At 56.1% G+C, this 24149-nt stretch carries 3 protein-coding genes and 2 pseudogenes (1 of these 5 cut by a window edge); 4 read left to right on the top strand and 1 reads right to left on the bottom strand.

What is annotated here, in order from left to right:
• On the bottom strand, nt 1-19731 hold the 5' portion of the coding sequence (locus tag Pla100_RS27355) for a PKD domain-containing protein (RefSeq protein WP_231603700.1). It extends 15402 nt beyond the left edge of the window; 19731 of the gene's 35133 nt are visible here — the first part of the coding sequence; the start codon lies at nt 19729-19731; the stop codon falls past the left edge of the window.
• Between the two features lie 1434 nt (nt 19732-21165).
• Between Pla100_RS27355 and Pla100_RS27360 the strand changes: the two genes are divergently transcribed.
• The 4 genes and pseudogenes from Pla100_RS27360 to Pla100_RS27375 all read left to right on the top strand — a co-directional run.
• The gene (locus Pla100_RS27360; RefSeq protein WP_146582057.1) at nt 21166-21561 is read left to right on the top strand and encodes a hypothetical protein; all 396 of its coding nucleotides are present in this window, start codon (nt 21166-21168) and stop codon (nt 21559-21561) included.
• A 270-nt stretch (nt 21562-21831) separates the two neighbouring features.
• On the top strand, nt 21832-22764 hold the full coding sequence (locus Pla100_RS27365) for a universal stress protein (RefSeq protein ID WP_146582058.1): 933 nt from the start codon (nt 21832-21834) through the stop codon (nt 22762-22764).
• A 282-nt stretch (nt 22765-23046) separates the two neighbouring features.
• Nucleotides 23047-23538: pseudogene (locus Pla100_RS27370) on the top strand (DUF1559 family PulG-like putative transporter); the annotation flags it as partial.
• Between the two features lie 318 nt (nt 23539-23856).
• Nucleotides 23857-24021 (top strand): annotated as a pseudogene (locus tag Pla100_RS27375) (type II secretion system protein); the annotation flags it as partial.
• Nucleotides 24022-24149: the final 128 nt, after the last annotated feature.

The raw sequence follows: 24149 nt of genomic DNA on the forward strand, positions 1-24149 counted from the left end.
CAAGTAGAAGGTTTGGCCGTCGTAATCCAAATCGAAATGGGGGATATCGCCCGCAGCGATCGCGCCGGTGGCTTGCCTTCGCAAAGGGGAGCTTCCCAGTAGACTGACGCTCGACGCTTCATAACGGTTCAACATGGGCTGCTGTCGACCGTTCAAGTCATTGCTTTGATAGCTGATGTGGATCTCGTCTTGCCAGAAGACTGGGCTGGGCACGTAAGCAATTCCCGTCGCGGGCTCCCCGTTCAGGCCGAATAGTTCCGAGCGACGACGCTGCGAACCATTCTCGTCCAATTCGAATAAGTACTGCCTCCCAAATTCTTCGCCAGTGAGCCATAACCGATCGTTCCCGTAAGCCAACCCTGGGTTCCAGTTCACGTTTGGATTCAAGAAGAGATCTTGAGCCGTGCTGCCGATGCCCTCTGGCAGAAACTGTAGTTTCTTGGCAGCGGAGTCCATGACAAAAATCCGTCCGTCATCGAGAGCCTCCACGCCATCGTAACGGTCACTCGGATCGAACGAGTCAATCATCCCCCCTGCGTGAATCCCCGCCTCATCGAATTCGAATAGTTCTTTACCTTGTACGAGGTAAAAGAATTGGCCGTTAAAGTCCAAGTCGAGCGGCAACGGTTTCGAACCAGCGCCGACTGCCCCGGTTGCGAATTGTCCCAGAAACGATGTTCCCATTGGCGTTAGGCTGACGCGATCGTAAAGATCCAAACGACCGCCTTGTTGATCCAAATAACTGACGCGCACCTCATCGCCCGTCTGACCAACCAAGTACACAATTCCCGTCGGCGTCTCGTTCGTTCTTAGCAGATTCTCGGTCAGTATCCTGCCATTGTCGGAGACACGGAACACCTTCTGAACGCCATCTTTCTCACCCGTCAGCCAGAATACTCCATCCCCAAAGGCCAGCCCAGGATTCCAAGCGACGTCACCACTCAGTTGAACCGACTCGAAGTTGGAGGTCCGCTGGATCGTACCCGCGTTGGAATCAAGCACGTAGGCTTCGCCTTTCACAATGGCAATCCCGTCTTTCGTGCCGGCGCCAAATCCGTAGCCCTCGTGTACCTCCGCGGGACCACCAAGCTCCGAGTGAAAAACCAACAACTGGTCTCCACCGGTCATGTAGAAACTGACGCCGTCGAATCCAAGACTGAGTTCGCTGAACGGAGTGCTTTGGAACTCGTCGGGAATCGCAAACGAATTGCCTGTGGGTTGCCCGGTTTCTGTTTCGAGTTCGACGATGCGAGTCGATCCGAATTGGTCGCTGAGGACGAACTGTCGACTGGGGGCCAGTTGCAGATCGATGCCCGCCAGCGCCGTGATCGGAGCTCCCGTCTGATTGCCGTTCTCATCGATCTCGACGATCGAATTCGCTCCGTCATAAAGAAATGCGAATGAACTTGCGGCAACTTTAATTTCGGATGGTGCCGCAATGAATTGTCCAATCGGTTGGCCGGTTTGCGGATCTAATTCACGCAAGACTAGCTTTCCGTCTTCACTGACAAATTCGACGTCGTACAACTCGGCTGGCAAGCTCACCTGGGCTGGCACATCAATCGTGAGCGTCTTTCCGAGAGCGGTTCCACTCGCCGATACGACGATCTGGTTATCGGAGGATAACGACGCGTCAAAAGTTCCCAACGAAGGGCTAAGGGAGTGCAATGCGACGTTCAGGTGATCCACAAACTCTTGCGCCGACCATGCAGGATCGATATCGAAAACAACTTGCTGCGATGCATTGTTTGGGCCGACGCCCAATGTGAATTCGGCCCGCGGAATCGATGTCGTGGCGTCGACATCGAGTTGCATCGGCGCGGTCATCCGAGTCGGCGCGGCCAGACTCGCGTCTGAAACGTTAAACGTCAATCGATCGGTGTCGTTTAAGTTGTGGAACGTCAGTCCGTTCACCACGGAGAAGGAGCCGATGTCTCCCAAGGGGTAAGGGTCGCTCGCCGCAGGTGATTCGGTTCGATCTGCCAACGGGACGGCGGAACCATCGGCCTCGAACAACTCGATGGACAATTGATCGTTCTCCGCCGCGCCCGCGACGATCAGTCTCGCCTCGGGGTGAACGCCTTGTGGCAGTTGGAATTCGAACCAGTCAACGTCTTCCGGATTGTCGATCGTCAACCCCGTGAACGTCACACTCTCAGGATCGGGCGGATACGGTAAGTAAGTTGGCAATTCGAGTGCGAAGGCGTGCGTGGCAAGATCGTTGCGTCCACGCAGTAATCCCTCGGGCGTGACCGACTCCGCTTTATCGACCAAGATCGCATTGCCGCTGCGAATCTCGACGTGATCGTCGCCCGCACCGGCATCGATCCAAACCGTCTTCTGTACGGTGGGACCAACCGTGATGGTGTCGTTGCCCCCCAAAGCGTCGATCAGGATCACCAAGAAGTCGCCTTCGGGCGGCAGCAGGCCGTTGACCAAATCGGTCTGAGCCGTTTTGAGATCAGCCAGAGACCGTCCGAGTCGCGTCGGGTCCGAGTCTGCCGTCACGTTGGCCCCCACGACCGACTCACGAGCATCAAGCAATGCCTGGGTATCGAGTACGCGATCTTGCGGGTCCCAGATTAAGTTGCCGTCGGCATCGGTCGCTTCGAAGTCCAACCGCACTTGTGCGGCAAAGCTAAAGTTGCCGTTGTTGTTGGTCAGACGTGTGATTAAGTGGTGGTCGGCTAACAATCCAGGTTCGGTCACAAAGTCGACATGGATTTCGTCCGCCGCGTTCGTGCCGCCGACGTACCAGACTTGATCCGACTCCTTGGCGTATTCCTTCCATGTATCGCCGGCCAGGCCTCCGTCGAGTGAATCGAACGTGCTGCCGTCGGCCCGGAAAAGGGTATCGTTGCCGCCATTGCCATACAGGAAGTCAACAACCGTCCCGCCGAAAAGGGCGTCGTCCCCAGTTCCACCTAAAATCCGATTGAGTCCCGTGACCTCCAGTTTGCGTGCCGGTTTGGTCGGGTCTGCGTCGAGCAGCCCGTCTGGAGTCACATTGCCTTCGGCGTCCAAAGGTCCACCCTCGAAATCTCCACTGTCGCTGAACAGTTCGCCCGCCTCGTCGACGTAGATGCCGAACGTGGCATCCGGACCTTGTTCAACCAAGTCCTTGATGTCGATGGTCGGGCGTCCGTTGCCGTCGGTCGCCATCAGACGCGGGTCAGGCACCAGCGACCAAGCGAACAGGCTGTTGGTTCCTTGTCCACCAAGCAAATCGTCGTCGCCTTGGCCGGCAAAAAGCACGTCATGATCGATGATGGAACCTTCACCGCCATCGCCCCACAATCGATCGGAGTCACCGAACCCATACAGCCAGTCGCTGCCGCGGCCGCCATCCAAACGATCGCGGCCAGCACCGCCAATTAATGTGTCGTGGCCACTGTTGCCGTCGAAGACACCGATGAAGTCCTTGCTTCGCTTAGACAGCCGCGTCAGATCCAAAGGATTGGACTCGCCAAGAGCCACCGGGTTCGTGACACCCTCCGGCAGTTGCGTATCAGCGGTGACAAAGCCGATCGTGTCGTCGCCGGCCAGACCCGCGACCTGGAACTGCTCGACCAGCGGCGTCCTCTGTTGATCGAGCACGTTGACAAACAGCTGACCGCCGTTGTAATCGATTCGCAGTTGGCCACCGTCTTGCGGCAACTGCTGGCTGAGCAGAATCGAATCGTTGCCGCCTGTGCCATTGATTACCAAGATATCGGTGGCGTTATCGTCTCTGACATCACTTTTCGTCAGATTGCCGAAGTGGCCGTCGATGGTGTCGATAAGGTTGTCGGCCTGGATACGACCGGCAGCACCAAGCTTTGTCGGAGCGACGAACAGGTCGATGCCCGAACCGCCGTACATCGTGTCAGCTCCGTCTTGTCCGTCGATCAAGTCCGTACCCGCGCCGCCCCAGATGACATCATCGCCGCCGCCGCCAAACAACTGATCTTCGCCGCTGCCACCGAAGATTAAATCCGCCGAACCAAACGTGTCCGCTTCCGGGTTGAACACGCGATTCGCGCCCATCAAAATGTCGCCGGCGATGAATTCGTTGCCCGCCCCGCCGACGATCAGTTCGCGGCGAATGTTCCCCCGCAAGATGTCGTTATCGTCGCCGCCGAACAACTGGTCACCGGCGAGTCCAAGTTGGTCGACATAAGACACGGTCGTCGTCCCGGTTCCAGGTGTGAAGGCAAACAGCTTGTCGCTGCCTGAACCGCCGTACAAGCGTTGACCCGCTTGTCGGCCATTGGCATGACCGGCACCCGAGATAATCGTGTCGTCACCGCCATCGCCGTAAAGCTGGTCGATGCCTGCTCCACCGCTGAGATTGTCGTTCCCCGCTCCACCGCGAATCACATCGTCGCCAGCGTCGCCAGCAATCGTCAGATCCGATCCGGCACCAGCGTCGAGATAGTCATTGCCGGCGTCTCCGAACAGTGAATCGCTATCGGAACCACCGAACAACACATCGTCGCCGATGCCACCACGCAGGGTGTCGTCGCCGTCGTTGATGAATCCATTAAGGGATAGGCCGGCTACGATGACGGGAGTAATCCGCGGCGGTTGGTACCGACTCGCACCATCGATCGGATCGGCGAGCGTTGGCAGATTTCCAAAGTTCGTACCATCGCTGCTGGAGTATGCATTTTCGGTGAGCATCCAGTCCAACGGCAGCTCAAAGTTCGCAAGAATGCTCCGGTCGTAGTCGGCCTGAGTACCCAGTGCGAAGCCACCGAAGATCACATCTTGGCCGCTGCCGCCTTCAAGCGTGTCGTTACCGAAACCACCAATCAGGAAGTCGTTGTCGGCATCGCCCGTCAGGATGTCGTCACCGGTTTGCCCGTCGATGAAATCGTGGCCCGCACCTCCGGAAATCGAGTCGCCTCCCGCACCGCCAAACAATTGATTGGCCGACGCGTTCCCAAAGATCTTGTCGGCCGCAGAGCCACCAAAAACATGCTCGACGTTCCGCACACCACCGGTGCCGGTCGTCGTTGTACCGGCGACTGACGATGTGTCTCCCAGGTGAACCTCGACCGACGTCGTCCAATTGGAGTAGTCCAGCACGTCGCCCGCGTCACCACGACCATCAATGATTCCATCCACGCCTTGCAGCGGTTCCAAGGTAAACATGTCGGGAGCAAAACCGCCCGTCAAGTTTTCGATATCACGGAACGACAAAACCGGACGACCAAGTTCACCTTGGACCGTGCCCGCATTGATTCCAGTGATGTGCCAGTCGTTGGCTAAGTCTTCCCCAATCAGTTTGTCCGAAACGTGACTGCCGACCAGCACTTCGATGTTGTGAAAGGTTTGGCCGATCGCGGTTGCGGTGGCAAGTTGGCGATCCACCACGATGGACGAACCAAAGTCGCTGTAGTCAAGCGTGTCTTCGTTGGACGTCAAATCGCCAGCAACGAGTCCCTTGCCATCGAGTCGTCCTGCGATACCGCCGCCGCTGGCGAAATGGAACGTATCGTCCGAGTTGCTACCCAGCAGGTTTTCGACGTTCTGGAAACCAAGCGAAATGCCAAAACCATCACTGGTTAAACTTCCTGCGTTCGCACCGGTAATGTTCCACTGGTTGCTCTGATTGCCAGCAACCAATGTGTCGAAGCCCGTACCGCCATCGATGGTCAACTGCTCAACATCCAGTGCCCCGGCACTACCGAACTCGAACGTAAACGAAGGCGTCGCAGGTTTCGTCTCACCCAGTGCAGCGTTATAGGCAAACACATCGACGTGACCGTCGAAGAAAAAGAGCGTTTCATTCTCACCGCTGGTGCGGATATTGAGTCGGTCGACTTGTCCGGTTTCGCTACCGGTGTCTTCAACGCGGATGGTCGACGCGACGCCATTGGCGATGCTTGTCGAAACGGTGTAAATATCATCACCTTCACCGCCGTCCAGCGTGGCATCGCCAGTCCAGCCCGACAGATCAAATGTATTGATGCCCGAATGAGCTTGCGCCGGTGCAGGGGCGTTCAGGTCGTATCCGTAGAGGTAGACCGTCTTAAATAGACCGCCCAGCTGCTCGACTTCCGTGGTGCCAGTCACTGCGAACTGAGTATCGCTGAGCGTGAAATTGACATCACGCGATTCGATCAATGTGTTGTTGCCCCCTGCGTCGGCATACGTGTCGATGCCCGCGCCACCCGTCACGGTGTCGTCGCCAAAGCCGCTGTCGATATGATCGACAAACGGCGAGCCTATGATCGTGTCATCATCACCGCCGGCTAGGACCGTGAGTTGTCGGAGATGGTTGGCCGTCACACGACTGGCGTCCACTCGGTCATTGCCCCCCAGCGTCTCGATGATGACTTCGTCGCGATCGGCTTCCGATTTGCGAATCGAATAGTTCACGCCGCCGGCTTGTTTGACGATCAACGCCTCGTCATCTTCGGCAAGCACCTCGAAGATATCGGCTGCATTTGTTCCGACGATTCGTAACGTGTCGATGCCCTGATCCGGTTCACTCACGCGCGTCAGCACGTCTTCGGAATGGAGCTCCACACCATTGAAGAGCACCGGAGGATTGAAGACGTTGATGGTCGTCGTGTCCGAGTCGGTGGTTCCGAAGTTCAGAATCACATCAACGACTCCCGAGCCGCGAAGGTCGTTGGCGGTCACCGTGTCGCTGCCCGCGCTGACATCCAACTGGATTTGCTCGGTTCCCGTGATGTTCAAGACCTGAGTGGTGTTGCCCCGCTTCCAGGAAACGTCCACTGTCGTGCCGGCCTTGGTCAACGTGACGGTGTCGTCATGCAGTTTGGTCGTGCGTGCGTCGTCGTCGAAATCAAAGCCGCTAAGCTTGATCACATCCGAGCCATCACCACCGACAAACAAATCAGCCCCGTCGCCGAACATCCAAAACAATTCGTCTGCCGCGCTGCCACCATCGATCGTGTCGATCCCTTTGCCGCCGGACAGTTCGTCTTTGCCCTCTCCGCCTCGCAACGTGTCGGAGGAATCGCTGCCGATCAGCACATCGTCACCACCTTCGCCGTGCAATTCACGAGTTGCCGTGTTATCGGCCGAGGCGATGATCCGCAGCAAGTCATTGCCATGGCCACCGCGGAGCGTCACGGGGACCGAAACGTTGCTGACCAACACCGCGTCGGCGCCGGCGGTACCGTTGTAGGCAATGCTGGTGACACCTTTGAAAGTCTGGGTGAACCCGTTGGCTTGAACTCGGATCTGGGTTTCGTTGTCTTTGGTGAACTCGGACACCTGATAGGCATCACCACTGGGCAGCATCGGAAACGATTCGCTCGGTTCATAAGCGAGCGTCAACACGCCACCGTTGACGCGTCCCAATGTCGGCGGCACTTGATCGGCACAACCCAATCCAAATGTCGCTAATGTTTGCCGATAAAGACTGACACGTTCTTCATACAGAGTGATCCGACCGAACAGTCCCGTGTCGGCACCGACCCACAAAAAGCCAGTGAGTCCCGCCGAAACGGTGCCCGAAGTATCAAACACGCAGTGGGCACCTTGCGCGGCCCGTTGGGACAGTTCATCCAAAGTCAATTTGCCATCGTACTCGAGCGGATTTGAGCCGGGCGTGGGGACGTCATTGAGGTCGAATTCCACCTTGGCGGTGATGTCACCTTCGACCCCCGCTTCGACCAATCCCGCGATGCCGATTGATGGTCCCGCGATGATGGATGCCGTCAACGTGACTTCGGGGCGATCGCCCGGTGTGTTTTCAATGCCGTGGTCGAGGACATGAAATCCATCGAACAAGGCATCGCTCTGTTCGGGAGCGAACCCGCCTTGTTTCCACGCTTCAAACCCGTTGGTGTCAAAGGCAAATGCCAAGTCCGTCTGGGCAGTCACGCGGCCGCCCAATCGTGCGTTCAGACCCGCAAAGATCGGGAACGATTTGATGTAGCTAAAACTCAGATCGAGTTTCGGCATGTCATAGATGAACAGTGTTTCGGGTTTTCCAAGCAGCAAGCCGAAGGCGACACTGGGATCCGACAGCATTGGGAATTGGATGCTACCCGGTTGCGTCCCAATGCTCTTGATCACCTCGGTAGCCTGTGCATTTCCTTTCGCATTGGCGTTGGAACCGCCTGCCAATTGAGATTCGGGGTTGCTTGAAGTAGGCGCCGAATCAGGAACTTTCGATCCGCCTGCGGATTTCAAATTGCCACCGACGATGAAGCTGCCGTAATCGAGGATTAGGTTGCCGTCGGGGTTGAGTTGCCGCAGCGCGTTGACCTTTTCAACAAAGTCAACGATATCGATGATCGCATTAATGGCCGTCAGGACCGGCTCATACTTCGTCGGCCCTAAGACGCCCTCGGCAATCTGCAACAGATTGGTGCGTTCGGCTTTGAGTTGTACGAGCAAACCAATGTCTTGCCGCATGACATCGACCACCGGTTCGATTGGCTCGGTGATCTTGTGGACTTCGTCGATGATCGGTCCCACGAATCCAGTAATGAACTCACCCAAATCCAGACGGATGTCTTTAAACTCGACCACCGGAGCGCCACCAAATCCGTTGCTCGCCCCGGGCGCGGTGCTGACGTTGGCAAACACTTGGTCGTAAAGCAGTTGGGTGGTGAACGTGGGGAATTCCAAACCGCCAGCGGGCGATTTGGGAATCGATACAGTGATACCCAAATCGACATCGGCTTCCGCTTGGAACGTACCGACGATGGTCTCGCCCAGCACCGCGGTACCGAGTTCTCGAAGGGTAAAGCGACCGTCACCGTTGGGATCACGAATATCGACACCGAAGCTGCCGTAAAGACCGCTGTTGCGGTCGGCGGTGCCCGGCCGGTTGGCCGTTTCGGCCACTTCGACGGTCAGGTAACCGAGTGTCCCGGAAGCCTTGAAATCATTCGCGAGACTCGCCGAAACCGTGAAGGCAAATTCCTCGCCGCTGGGCAATGCGCCGGTGGTGTCAAAGTAGAAACCATCGGTTTTGTGGAATCCGAATCCGAACTGGAACTGATACCCCAGATCGAGTCGCACGTTGCCATCGATATCGAGATCCAAACCAGGAATCGAGGCGGCAAGATCCATCGGCACTTCGGCGGCGATCAACGCATCGGCGATCCGTACGTTGAATTGGATGTAATCCGTTGTCGCGACGACGGGAATGTCTTCCACTCGCGTGATCGTTTGATCGTTGTCATCGACCAAGATATTCGGACCCTGACCGTCGGAGCCAGGTCCAAAGGCATCGAACAACGCCTCTTGAATCAGCTCGACCGTGGTTCGGCCACCAATCGCCGCCAAGGCATCGTTCAGCTTGGTGTTGATATCGGACTGCAACGTGTCAAGGAAACTGGTGCCGTCGGCGAAGCCAAGCTCCGCCTTCAACCGCTCACCCACCAGCGGAATCGGCACATCAAAGACGCCCGTTTCCATCCCATCGCCGATCGTATCGAACAGCCCGTTGAGTCCGCTCTTGACACCGTTGATGATCAGCGTCGGGTTATTGATCAGCGAGATGATGTCAAAGTTGCCAGCAAGATTAGGGGCAACCACATTGAAACCCTGGAAGCCACCACCGCCGACTTCGAAACCCGCATCGACGTGAAGCGAATTGTCGGCAATCCCGTCCGCATTGCCGTCTGCCGTTGACCCTCCCAATGGCATGTTAGCCGTCGGGAAGAACAGGGGAACATCCAGCGTGAGGCCACCCGTAATCGACGCATCGACTCCTGCGGCTCCCAAGGTGGTCAATTCACTGATCAAGTATTGGTTGTCGTCGGCACTGTCGTCCGCCAGGCCGAAGCGACCGCGCAGATTCAAACCGGCATCAACGTCGCGCGCCGCCAGGGTTACATCGCCAAGCAACGGAACGTCAATGGTCGCGGTGAAATCAAGCGAAGTTCCGTTCGCCGGTTCGACGATCAGACCAACTGAAATCCCCGTATCGTCATGGACATAGAACTTGGGATTCAAGACGTTACTAAGATCGAATCCAAACCCCAGGTTGAACCGCGCCCTTGCCTGGACGTCCAACATCCCGCTTGCGGACGCAGTGAAGGCACCGGCGTTGCCGATCAGATTCCTGAGTGCGCCCTGAAGTTCTGGCGGACTGTTGTCAATAAGATCCTGGAGATCCAATTGGAATCCCAACTGTTCCTGAATCAACTGTTCGAAATCCAAATCGACAGACAGTTCCGAATTCTTGTAGGTTAATTGCATCAACCTATTCGCTTCGTACTGCGCCAACGTATCACGCTGAGTGAGTGCTGTCGCAAGCTCCGTTGGATCGGCTAACGCGACTGCTCCTTGCTCGTTGGTGGATCTCCCGTCGAGACCTTGCGCCACGAGACTTGCGCGGGCATCCGCCACTGCGCGACTGACCTCGGCCGCTGTTTCGCCTTGCAACGCGAGTAGGTTCCGATCTGACCTGGCAGCAGCCAGCGCGGAGGTATCGGCCAGGGCGGTTGCGACTTCAGCGTCGGTCGAATTCGGGTTCAGCCCCAGACCGATCAGGAGAGCCGCCGCGTCGCGAATCTCGATGCTCCGCCCACGCAGTAGGTCGCGGTCGGTCGTGGCCTCGGCGATTGCGTCGGTATCGTCCAGTTCGGCGAGAATCTGTTCATCCGTGGGGGTGCCATTGAGTCCCTTTTCGGCCAGAAAGCTCTTCGCAAACGCCACCAGCCCCTCATTGGCGGTCGTGTCGAGTAATACATCACGCATCTCCTTCGTGGCATCGATCTCGTCCTGCGTCGTCCCAAGTAGCGATTCGATTTGTGCATTCGTGGCACTTTCATCCAGGCCCAACGAAGCCAATCGAACAGCCGCATCCATCGCGTCAGGATCCGATAGTAGCAAACTTCGAGCCGCTGTCGTGATGTTGAACTCGTCGCGATTGACCAGAGCGAGTGCGATCTCGTCATCCGTCGAGGCGAAGTTTAACGGCAAATTATTGAAACGTAGTTTCGAGAGGTTATCGTTTGCCGCAACGAGATCACGATCTCGAACGAACGCATCGAACAAGGCAAGGTCTACCACGGCAAAGGCGATGTCCGCGTTCGAAGAACTGCCATTGAGTTGCGAGAAGATGCTCGTCAAGTCGTCAAAGGCCGCTTTCACGGCATCCCGATCGCCAAGATCCCGATTCAGGCCCAACGCGGCAATGAGCTCGAAGTTCAAGTTGCGTTCCAGACCCTGGATGTCGTCGAGACTGCTACGCACCATGTCGACCGCAGCTTGGAACAAACTGATCGCGTTTCCGTCGGAGACCGAGACGCTAGGGTTGTTGCCGCCCGTTAATCCGGAGGTATTGCCGGTCAACGTGGTCGCACCGCCCGTAGCGGTATTGGCAAAGCTGATGATCCACGGCCCGCTTTCCGGTCCGCTCACCGTCACGTCGGTCAACGTCGCGAAGCTGGCTTGGAGCGTTGTCTTCACTGTTTCTGCGGTTGCGTTGAAGTCGATCGGTGCGGTTGTTTCCGAACCCAGCGTGAGAGTGAAATTGCCCTGTGTCGGTTCGCCGTCGATCCGCACGATTTGTTTGTCGCCCGCGCCACCCAAAACATCCACCAACGTCTTGTTGATAAGCGGCAGATTTTGATAGGCGATGCCCTCTGGATCGAGTACCGCATCGAGCCCCGAGCTGAGGCCGCTGAGCAGCGCATCGAGCGACACGCCGCGCATGCTCGTGAGCTCGTCCAGTCCCGATGACGTCGGCACCATGCTGCTGAAGAAACTCGCCGGTCCGGCGTCCGGCGGTAATTCGTCGGGGCTGACTGCAATCAGCGTCCCCAGGCTGGAACCCAATCCCGCTAAAGCACCCTTCAACTCGATCGGCAAGACGACTTCGAAGTTACTGTCAGAACTGAACCGCGCCGAACCGATCAAATCGCCGTGCCCGACGTCGGCCGCGAGAGTGTCGAGATCCATCGTGCCGCTGGTGGGAAACAACATCGCCATCGAGAAGGACATCGTTCCGTCTTCGATTCCAATGCCAAAGGGACCCAGATTCAGTCCCAAGTCAAAGGTCGGACGCAGGTGGCCGTCGGGTGTCGAGTCGGGAAGCTCCTCGACGACGCGGATCGTCGTTTCGCTCGTGAGCGCGTCATAAGTCAGGTCCGCGACGTGATAACGACCAACGTTGCTGTTCGAACCGCCGAGATAAGCCACCTCGCCTACGGAGTACGAGGTTGTGAAATCGCCATCCAACACGATCTGACGCTCAGCGGTGTCGATGCCGATGATGGTGGCTGCCTCCTGGCCCAACGCCAAACGCATTACGAGGCTCGGATCTCTCGCATAAAAGTCGCCTGATTCGTCCAGTCCAAACACGAACTGCAATTCCAACGTCGCCGTCAGGCTAAACGTCAGGTCATTACCGTCGCCGGCCTGCAGACCAAAATCGCCGAAAGATGCGTCAGAAAAATCCAACGAGATGTGACGGATCTCCGTCGATAAGTTGACGACTGCGCCCAATTCTTCGCCGCTGCTAACAGCCGTGAGCGACAACGCCGGGACATTATCGAGCAGATCGCCATAAGTGACGTTGGAGTTATTGCTGAAGATCTCGGTGATCTTTTCGGTGACGGCCGAGTTGATCCTGGATTCGATTTGGTCACCGGTAATCTGAAACATTTCGGCCGGCGTGACATCCACGAATGGAATCGAATCGATCGTTGCCACCAGATCGTTGACTTTTTTCGCGTACGTCTGGCCGTCCCCGGCCCAAGCCGCGAACTCCGCCAATCCATGCACCACTCGATCTTGGTCCGAGTCGCCGTCACCAAGGGCATGCCCGTCCGTGGAATGCAACGCGACTCCGTCCGCTGCATTCCAGACTGGATCGTACCGTCGCACGCCGGTGGGCAGAATTGGACCCATGAGTGCGCCCGGCTGATCGGAGTGTTCCAGGCCGAGTAAGTGTCCCAATTCATGTTTGGCGACGGTTAATAAGTCAAAGGCGCCTACTGCGGGACTGTCGCCGTTGGCAACAAGGCCGACTCCCGTAACCGTGTCGGCGAACTCGGAGTTGTCGCTCGGGGTGGGATCCACGAACCAACCTGCACCAGCTCCCGAGGCATCAAAGGTGACTTGGCCATCCGACGCGACTGCCAAAGTTTGACCGGCGAGTTCATCGATTCCGATTGTAAAACTGGCGACGTCAATCGGACTTGCGTCGAGCAGGCCGGTATTCTGCCAGCGTCGCAGCGCTTCTTCCCAGATCGGCTGAAGTTCGGCAGCCGTAAGCGGGGCGAGCGGCGTCCCGACGATGTCAGGTGTGGCGATCAAGGAACTTCCCGTTGGAGCCGGACCACGCACTGCCTGCCATTGCTTGGCAATGTTCTGTAGACCGCCCAACGACAGAATGCTGCCGTCTCGCGTAAAACGGAACTGGAAGGCTCCAAATGCCGTGATGGTGCTGGTGTTGGCAGCGTCTTCTTTGCCAACGGTGAATACGATTTGATGCGCGTTCGGAACGGTGACTCCGTCGACAACATAAGCGTTGACACGGACCTTGATGTCTTTGTTCAGTTTTTCGACGATTCCTTTGACAGCAGCTCCCGTCGAGACGTATTCGGAGAAGTCAATGATGTTCGTCACTTTAACGTTACTGCTGCCGATGATGATGTCATCGCCCGGGAGTTCGCCCCTAAATCCTTTGCCGAGGACGAAGATGTTGGTCGCACCGTCGCTGTTGTCGCCGATCAAAAGGTCACTTTTTGCGGAACTGCCCTCCAGGCCTTGCGTGGTATCTGCTCCGCCGGGCCGCAAAATAGTCGTGGACTGCGCACCGGTCTTAATGAAGTAGGCGCGGATGTCGGTAGTCGCATTTCCCGCCTCAAACAGCCATGATCCATCGCTCTTCCTGCTCACGCTAAGAACGCCACTGGCTAACGAATCCAGCTTTGTCTTGACTTTCGCGAGTTGGGAAGCATCTGCGGGTGCGATGGATGGAAGTCCCACTCCGTCATCAATACGAACGTCAACCAGTTTGCCATCAACGAGCAAGACCATCCGGCCGAATTCAGAAGGCGCGGTGAGACGAAGTCCGTTTGAATTGTTATTCACCGTTTCCTTAACGGCGGTAACGAGCATTTGACTTTGCATTTCCCATGCACCGCCATTTCCGTTGACGTCCGCGACTGTGGAACCCAACGCCGCGACCACCGGGCTTGCATTCTTCTGTCTTTCGAAACTGACAAAGTTTCCACTTTGAAATGATCCACCAACGATCGCTTCCGTAGAGTTCACGCCATTGATCGTGTCTGTGCCGCCGAAGCCGACGAACGCTTCATTGGCGGCACTTCCTGTCAGCGTGTCGTTGCGTGTGCTGCCAATGACCTTCTTGACGCCGGAAACCGCGAAGTCGCTAAAGTCGGTACCGACAAGTTCTCCCGCCGTCAGATTGAAGACTTCCGATAGCCCCCGCAGCCGTTCGCCGAAGATACCCGTCGCGCTGCCGTAGATAAACTTATTCGCTGGGTAGACCCCCAACGGGCTCAGGTCGATCTCGTCATGAACCACCACATTCAAGCCGGAGCCAAGGTCGACCGTTACTCCGTTGGGCCCGCCATCGGGATAGTAGTTTGAGTAGTCCAACTCGATGTTCGGACCGACGACGCGACCCTTCAAGACGGCTCCGTCGTACATCTTGACCGTCGTTTTGGAACCACCACCCAGGATCGTTTCAATCGAGTTGCCGATGATGATCGGCAGCCATCCTTGGTACTCTGCGCCGAACTCAGACGAAACCTTATCGAGGATCGGCGTCAGGACGGGGTTCTTCAACCACACGGCAAACCAGTTGTCCGAGAATCCAAGAGCACTATTGCTTCCGTCATTCTTCGACCACGGATGCACTTCCACCCGCAATTCTGTTCCGGGCCCGTAGCCAGAAAGATCCAACGTATCCAGACCAAAGGAGTTGGTTAGCGGTCCGAAGTCCGGAATTTCTAGTATCACTCCGGTGCTAATTGCGAAGGGATTGAACGTGCCGCCGCCAAACTTATAGGTGTCCGCCCCCAGCATGCCCATCATCAAGGCCGCCGACGGCGCCACTTGCGGTACTTCATTTTCCAGTAGTAAGTCTGCGATGCTCGAACCGACCGGCCTGAATTCGTTGTTGTAGCTGTCTCCTTGAATGACGGTCAGGCCCGCGCCGTATTTCACATTGTTGATGTTCGAGTAGTGTCCGAATGCCGAATTGAAAACCTTCGCATTGGCGGCCGTCGCAGCGCCCGACACAGCTTCATTGGCGAATCCGAACGCGTTCGACAGAGTCGAGCTCATCTGCGAAAACAGGTCTTTCAATTCTGGCGCCACACCGGCTCCCAAGAACAAACTCTGCGGGTACAAGACGTCGTTGAAACCGGCACCTTGCAACTGAAAGAACTGATCTTTGATAGCGCCCAAGCTGGGTGCTTGTCGTCCGAAGTTGAACGTGTTTTGCACCGTTGTCGAAGGGAGTTGTTCGATCTGTAACGACTCGGACTTGAGCACTGGCGCGGCGATGCCCAAACCCACCAGCTTTGCAAGGCCGATGCCCTGGCTCTTGAGCGGTTTCACTCCAGAGTAGCCAACGATGGTGCCAGGAAATTGATAGGTGCGGTCCGCAGCGGCAACAAACGTATTATCAACACCGCCGCCTAAGATTGTGGTATTGGCGTCAATGTCCGTCACTGTGATCGTGTTCCGCTTGCTCGCGGACACTTTCGCGACAATTCCAAACTGCTCGATCGTTAGCGTACCCACACCATCGTTCGCCGGATTGGGAGCAAACGTGAAGCGTAAGTCGTCTCCCACGTCGTGGAAATCTAAGACAAGTTTCTTTTTCCCTTCGGCGACAAGGCTCGAATCGATCGTAAACCCAGTCCCCCAATCTTTCCCAAACAAGAAGGTGTTATCGGCTTCGGCAAGCTTGATCGTCTTGAGTACCTTGGCGTCACCCAAAGTGACCGTATCCGCATTCGCATCAAATGTGCCGAGAACTTCGTTGGGAGCCGGAGTCGTGTAGAAGCCCCGTTTCGGCGTACGAGTGTTGGTCTGCGTGAAGTCGCCGGTGGAGGAAACGAGCTTGCCGCCAGAGAGCACGTGCGTGAATTTTTCGTCGGTGACTTGCAAGGGCGAGAAATCAATCGTGTCCTTTCCATTGTCGCCGTCTACAAGCTCAATCCTGTCTCGGCCCCAGCTCTTTTCCAAACGATACTCGTCGTCGCCGAGCCCACCATTGAGGATGTCGTCGCCCGTGCCGCCGAAAAGGATATCGTTGCCTGCGCCGCCCAACAGAGTGTCGTCGCCGCCTTCACCCCGCAAATTATCGTCTTTGCCTTTGCCATTCAGCGTGTCATTATCGGGACCGCCGACGAGGTAGTCGGCTTCGTCAGACCCGGTCTCGTTTTTTGCCGCAACGCCGCCGGTCGCGGGCGTCTGTGTCGTATTCACGGCACCGTCTTCAGCGAATGTCCATTCCGTCCAAGTGCCTACGAGCGTCGTTACTCCCTGCGTGTTCTTGACCGTCATTGCCGATCCCGAACCCGCCACGCTGTAATAACCCAGAGCGGTGTACGCTGAGGTTAAATATCCACCCAGATAACCTTCGACCTGCCGTGGAACGATCGTGACTCGGGTTGGAAGAGTAACTTCACGCCCATGGTTGATATTGCTTACTGCGTTCTTGGCAATCGAAACCGAATGAGTTTCGAGCATGGTACTGGCGACGGTTATTGCCGGGTACCGAGAATTGTCCGTCGAAACCTCGCGAGGCAGTGTGACAACCCATCCGGCCGCCGGATTTCCAGTCTCTTTCTCCTCCACAACGGGCTTCGAACCCTCGGGGGCACCGAGCGTCACGAACATTTGGCCGAGCTTCGTTTGCAATTCCTGTTGAAAAGTCTTTCCCGACGGATCAACGGAAATCGTATTCGTTGTCTTCCCGGCCACGCTCAACTGAAACTCGCCACCGGTGGCCCGCACCTCGATCAGCTGCTTCTGGTTGTCCGGGGTTTGGGCCGTGACGGAAACGATCCCTCCCGGCAATCCGAGTTTCGAGTCGTCCGTCGTTAGACCCACGACATGTTCGAATTTCGGGAACTTGATGATCCAGGGGTTGGCGCGCGTCCCGGCCCCCGTCACGTCAACGGTAAAATCCGTCGTAAATTCGCGTGCGGGGTTCTTCGCGGCAAAGGCCCGCTTGATGTAGTCGATGATGGAGTCCGCGTCTCCGTCAAACGCGATCTCTTCGGTTTGGATCGGTGTGTTTGTTCCGGCAACTGCTGTCGTTATCTCTAACGTGAACTTTCCATTGGACGCGTTGTTCCACAATCGCCACACATCAACGCCCGGTTCGCCAATCGTGAGCGTGGCCTTATGTAAGGGGCGGTCAAAAAGCAGGTCCGTGTTGGCTGCCAAATTGGTAACTTCCACGCTTCGCGATTCTGTTTCGTTCCGCAAACTGAAAGTCTTGGTTCCCGTGACGACTGTGTACGCCTTGGGAAATTGAATCCTCCACGGATCGCTTAATGTTCCTGTCCCATAGGTGAAGACTTGAAAACCGTTGGGGGGGATCGTTTCCTTTTGAGCCGATGTTTCCTGCTTGAATTTGATGAATGCCTCTTCGATCGCCGTACTCACCTCGCCACGATTGAAACGAGTTTTACCACTCACCGTTGCATTGTGTTTGATGCGTCCGGTCGTAATCTCTTCGCCGTTGATCGACAGGGTGAGCGTCAAAGTGCCAAGGGTGGCGTTGTGGCCGACTCGCCAGGCATCATCTGACGTGCTCACTGCCGACAGAACCGGTTCGACTACACTCTTGGCTTCAAACGTGTGTGCATCCCCTATACTGACGAAGGGCACCAAACTGTACTGCGAATAGTCCAGGGTGATGCTGTCACTCGCGGGATCTGCCGGTGCAGCATTGGCCGCCGCCACGGTCAGCGTACCGGGCAATTGCGCGGTTCCCACGAACTTAATCCGATTGTTGCTCGCCTTTCCCGTCGTCAGATTGAAAATATTGTACGCGGTGAGCGTGCGCTGCTTGGTTTCGTTGACGACTTCGACCTTGTTGACGGCGCCGGGATACGCTTTTTCGTCGGTAGGGCTAATCGTGAACGTGAGCTGATCGCCGAGTGCGGAAAAGTCCAGTGTCGCGCCATTGGAGTTTCGGTTGTCAATCACAAAACCGTCCAGGAAAGGCTGACTGAACGTGTAAGAGTTTGTGCCACTGCCGGCATCGATTCTTTCGATCGACGCTAAATCACCCTGGATACGCGCATCGGCCACCGGCGACATGTCACTGGCGTTCGTCGCCGCGACCCGGAAGTCGGCCGCTGTGAACGTGAAGGCTAGATTGTGTGTAACGCTACCGAAGTCCAGCGTGTCGGTTCCCTCGTGAGTGAACTCCTCAATGGTGTCCACGCCCCAGTGGTCACTGAACTGGTAGGTGTCATCGCCGAGTCCGCCGATCAGCGTATCGTCGCCGAACGAGCCCTCGATCGTGTCGGCCCCTTCCCCGCCATCGAGCGTGTCGCTCAAGTTGCCACCCAACAGAGTGTCGCCACTGCTCGATCCCACAACATGCTGGATGCTGGCCAGGCCATTGTTCAAACCGGTTTTGACTCCAGTCGCAGACCGCAGTTCCAGGTCGACGTTGACGGGCCCCTTGTAGCCACTGAAATCAAGGGTGTTGCCCGGCGACGAGCCCATCCCACCACCATCGAGTAGCTTGTCGAGTTGCCCGGATGCAAAAGAAATTGATGAAGATTTAAACTGAAATCGATCCTCCCGAGTACCACCCACGACGCTGCCAATATTTGTTGCCGACAGCGTCTCGGACGGCACTGCGGTAGCGTTGGCCTTGAATTGATTCTTGCCGTCGATGGTGACGACAAGTGACTGGCCTTTCGCGGAGAAATCAATCGTATTGTTTCCACCTCCTCCGTCGATCGTTACGTTGAGGCTCGCCCCTCCTGCGACTAGGAACGTGTCATCCTTCATACCTCCCTTGATGCTGCCACTGATGTCGAATTCTTTTCCGTCGTGAGTGCCACCCTGCACTTTGACTCGATTTCCGGACAGAATGGTAATGGTGAGTTTTTCTGTTTCAGTACTGAGATCGGGCAAGCTCTCGAGCAAGCCTGAGTAGCTTGCTAGTGTGGACTGATCGAATACCGCCAAAGCTTCGAGCGCACCGACCTGGACTTCCAATTGCCAGTCCCCGCCCCGCGTCGCGTTTCCCGTGGGATCATCGGAGGCGGCGATGTCGGCGCCGGTGAGGATGCTGAGGGCTTCGACAAAGTTGGTTCCACTTTGCCCCTCCGCCACGTTGCAGCCATAGAGCAGAATGTCCGCGTCGTCACTCAACGCATTCGCCCAAGAGGTTAGTTGCGCGGCGTGCCGGTTCAGCGCGTTGCCATCGAGATTTGTGTTGCCCAGTTGCAAACTACCACTGGATCCGTGCGACACAATGTGGATTGCGGAGACATCGTGATATCTAGCCAGGGTGTCCGTGATCTGTTGGATCCCGTCTCGATCGGCATCAAGCACCTCGACACGCGGAGGCGATGCGCCCGAATCACTACCAGAGGCACCAAACAATCCATCGAGCAAATTGGTGTAATCGTCAACATTAGAATCGACAAACACGACGGACTTCGCGTCCAAATCGGATGCCGCCTTCACCTGACGAAGCACGCCTTGATCGCGTCCCGAAGGCGACAAGGAATTCAGCACATCGGATGCCAGCAGTTGACGCTGCTCGAGCGTTTCGAACCTCAATCCTCGATGAAGTAACCGATTCGGAAGGCGAACTCGGTTGCCGCGATTGCGGCTGTTTGGTCCCCTGGAACGTCGACGTTCGTTTCCCATGCTTCCACATCAGTTGGAGGAATACCGGAAGGAGCAAGTCGCCAAGCTGCTGGCGTTGGGCGGACCCCCATTCCAGTCGTGCTCCTGAATCGCTAGTTTGGACGGTGGCTTGTCAGGGCTGCCATATGCTAGCTTCGCAAAATCGCGACAGGGCAAGATTTCATGAAAATACTTGTTCTTCGCGAGGTTTCTGGGGTCGCAGAGATGAGGACCAGACTCGACGCACACGTTCGGATGGCTGTGTTTTCGCGAGAGTCTGGACGAAGAGTGTTGCTTCCGCTGTACTCATCTCATCCTGCGAACTTTAGGGTACCCGCTGGTTCGTAGAGTGAGAGGTTTTCTTTCGCGACGTATCGATCGCTGAAATCCCCAGTGTTTTGGGCGTTTTTCAATTTCAGGTCATGACTGGACGCGCTCTCGATTTTCTTACCTCGAGCAGATTTTCCGAATGTTGCTTCCGTTTGAACGGTATTTTCTCTCGCGAACTATCGCGCTCTCAAGTTGATAAGGGGTTGCTTGTTATAACGCCGATTGCTTCCGACCCACCAAGCCGGGCCTCAAACTAGCCGACTGCAGGGTTAACAGCGGGGGCCAGAATCGAATCTGGCCGTCAACGTCCAGAAGGAGAATCGCTCGTCCGATTGAGGCGCTCAAACAAAAGGGCGGTCGGCTCAATTCGGTGGGTGCTTCCCAACGATGCCCCAAAGCGAATGCACCTCAACCAATGGCGGTCGATTCATGCGTAAAAGGTTGACCGTAGCGACGCCTACCTCAGTCAACCCGACAATCACCCTACCGTTCACTGACCAATCAAAGTGAGCAAGCCAGCTGTCGCGCTGAGGGTGGAACAATCGCGTCTCGATTCCTTCATCGGTGAGCCCAATGACACGATTGGCTTTGTGTCGATTGCAGGTAGGACAAGCCAGACAGAGGTTTTCGAAGTCAGTTTACTTCATCTGGCATTTGGCATGTCTCCCGTTTGAGAAAAAAGTTTCCTAATCATACGAATTTAGAGCAGCTAATTCCACACGAGAATTTGCGCCGGCAGCCAAGTAACGATGCAAAATCCGATAATTCAGTTAGCTGGACAGTGTTATTGCCTTCTTCGAATCCCTCCACATTTTCCTCTGCTTGTTTCAGTCGAGCGTTTTGGCGAGGGGGCGGATTCGCGTTCCAGGATCGCGTCGCGACCTTGGACGGTTCGCGGTAGGGCGAGCAAACGCGTGATGCGTGGGAACCGGCAGGGCGGTTTGATGGTAGCTTTGCCGCCGGCAAGCGACTTGCCGCCGATGCGGCGACCCGTCGGACTTTGGACTGGTCATCGACGTGCTGTCAACCGACGCCGTGAAAGTCTGTTCGGGGGACCGGGGCATCGTCGAGCACTGGGGCGGGGACGAACCGCTTGATGGCGTCGTTCGCTTGGTGGAGCCGTCCCCGTTCTTGACAGTCTCCGCACTCGGCGTTGAGGAGGAACGTGTTAGTATGATCGCCGACTTCACCGATCCGTTTCAACAGCGTGAATCACTCGGCGATGGGTTTCGCGTCGACGCTAAAATTGTGTCGATGAAACGTCCGCGGAGTCAATTAGCGTCCCCACCGGCGTGCTATTCCGCCGGGGCGAAACCTGGCAAGCGTACCGGGTCTCCGATGGCGTCGCCGATTTGCAGGCCGTCGAAGTCGGTCGATCCAACGGCCGCCGCACTGAAATCGTCTCGGGCGTCAATATGTCTGATCGGTTGAACCTGCATCCCACCAGTCGATTCAATCGGGTGTGCAAGTCGTTGGCGAACAATTGACGCAAAGGGGGGGCAGACTGAGAGAAGCGAAGTTTCGGCGTCGCAGAGTCTCTGAGTTGGATCGTTCAACTGCGCCTTCCCGTCTCACCGGCCCAGTCTTACTTCCACTTTCTGTGCATACCCGCACAGAACTTCGGCAAAACAGCGACGGCATAAGAACTGCAATCGACTTGGAGAGTCAATGTCCTCAAATACCACGTGGGAGACCCCGGCGATGAAAATTTTACTTCCAACCGATGGTTCCGAAGCGGCGATGGCAGCGACCACAGTCGTCGGGCAACTTGCACAGCACAACCCCGTTGAAGCGACCGTGGTAACAGCGTCTTACGATCCACAGCATTATCAATTTCAACCTTGGGTTCCCGAGTGGACCGACCAAGAGAATGCTCGAACTTTCAAGACTCTTGCCGACGCCAAACGAACGCTCGACCGAACGTGTCAATCGGTGGCAACCCGACACGTCTGCGGTGCGGTCGTTCCTGCGATTCTTGACGAAGCAAAGAAGTTGAAGTCCGATTTAATCGTTCTCGGTGCAAAAGGTCACTCCGCGATCGGACGATTGTTATTGGGCAGCGTTTCGGACAGCGTTGCGTCGCGCGCTGATTGTTCCGTGTTGGTCGTTCGACCCAGTGAAACATTTTGCTTCCCACGCATCGTCGTCGGCTACGACCGGTCGGTCGCTTCCCGCGAAGCCGTCGCAGAGTTCATGGAACTCGATCTTGATGAAGACACACATCTGGACGTTGTCAGCGTCGTCGAGCAACCTTACGCCTACGTCGGCGGGGGATTCACCGGGCCACCGATTACACTGAGTCCGAAACATATCCGGCCGATCGTGGAAACTAATGAGTGCATGGCACGCAAGATCGCCGAACAGTATCACCACACCGAATCGCACACACCTGTGGCCACCCACGTCGGGGAAGCGATCGTGCAGCAAGCCGAAGCTACCAATGCCAACTTGATCTTAGTGGGCAACACCGGCCACAGTATGCTCGGCGAACTGATCCTTGGCAGCACATCGAAGTATGTCTTGCGTCATGCACCCTGCAGCGTTTGGATCTCGCGCCGTCACACTAAGACGACTGACGAAGAGATGGCCAACGACGCGACGGCAAAGGCCGGCGATGCTATTGCACCGAACTGAGCCTTGGGCGACGGCATCGGCTCGCATCACCGATGTTGAATCAATTTCTGCTGCTCGCTTGAAACACTATCTCTTGAGTGTTCCTGGTGCCATCGCGACAGTCGTAGCGTTGGTGATCATTCTTCGAGAATTGAATGCGATCAACGACAAGTTAACACTAGCGGCGTCTCAGGCAACGGAACGCGCTGGTGGAAAACCAACCTCTTCGACTAAACTGCCTTGTACTGATCTTGAAAGCGATGACCAAGTCTTGCTGGACCGTTTCTCGCAGGCCTCGTTATCATGAAAAGAACGACTTCAGTATCGGGTTTCACTTTGGTGGAGCTGCTCGTTGTCATTGCGATCATCGGCGTCTTGGTTGGCTTGCTATTGCCTGCTGTTCAGGCGGCCCGCGAAGCGGCTCGTCGCATGAGCTGTAGCAACAACTTCAAGCAAATCGGATTAGGGATTCATAACTACCATTCGGCATACGACCAAATTCCTACCCACGGCACAGGCAATCAGCCGTTGATTGGGGCGCCCGCCTCTAATAGTCCGAATGGCCCCTCCCAGGTCTGGGCTGCGTCGACGATTTCCAATCGCGAGCGATTGAGCTCGTTGGTTGTGATCTCGCCGTTTATCGAGCAGCAGGCGTTATGGGAACAAATCAGTAATCCAATGGTGGGTCGAACCGATGGCAGCACGACCACCACGCCGGGCACAACGGCAGTTCCATGGGTTGCGTTTGGTCCAACCCCTGAAAATATCAACTACATCCCTTGGGCGACTGATATAAAAACCTAACAGTGCGTCATTGGCTAAACGCTAATAAAGTATGAGGAGTGTTTCTACTAAATCAGCAGCCCTTGATGATTCGGATTCGGGGATGATACCGTGCGACACCTGACCAGTCATATGCGATACGCGGTTGATTGGCTAATCCCTGCCGATGCACTGGCTCGCGTTTGCTTGCTCATTCCCCTAACGTAAAAGCCTCCCCCTTCCTTTCGTGTCGCAAATACTTATTGCCGTGTCGCAAATGAGTATTTTCCCAGTGTTCGCGGGGAGTAGGATGAGAAGCGTTTATCCACTTATCAATGAAAGGTTCCGTTTATGAAGCGTTCTAGAAATATCCATGGTTTTACGCTAGTTGAGCTCCTTGTTGTGATTGCCATTATTGGCGTTCTCGTCGGTTTGTTGCTTCCAGCGGTTCAAGCGGCTCGTGAGGCAGCAAGACGGATGAGTTGTAGCAACAATTTCAAACAGATTGGTTTGGCATCTGCACTTTAGGCGATCGCCTTCAGGCGGGCTAGGTTTCAGACCGCCAATGCCAGCAGGCGTTCGATTCGGTCGTGGAATTTCGTGTTGTCAGGTACGTCGGGCAGATCGATCAAAAATGCTTCATG

The organism is Neorhodopirellula pilleata (assembly GCF_007859915.1).
GTDB lineage: Bacteria > Planctomycetota > Planctomycetia > Pirellulales > Pirellulaceae > Rhodopirellula > Rhodopirellula pilleata.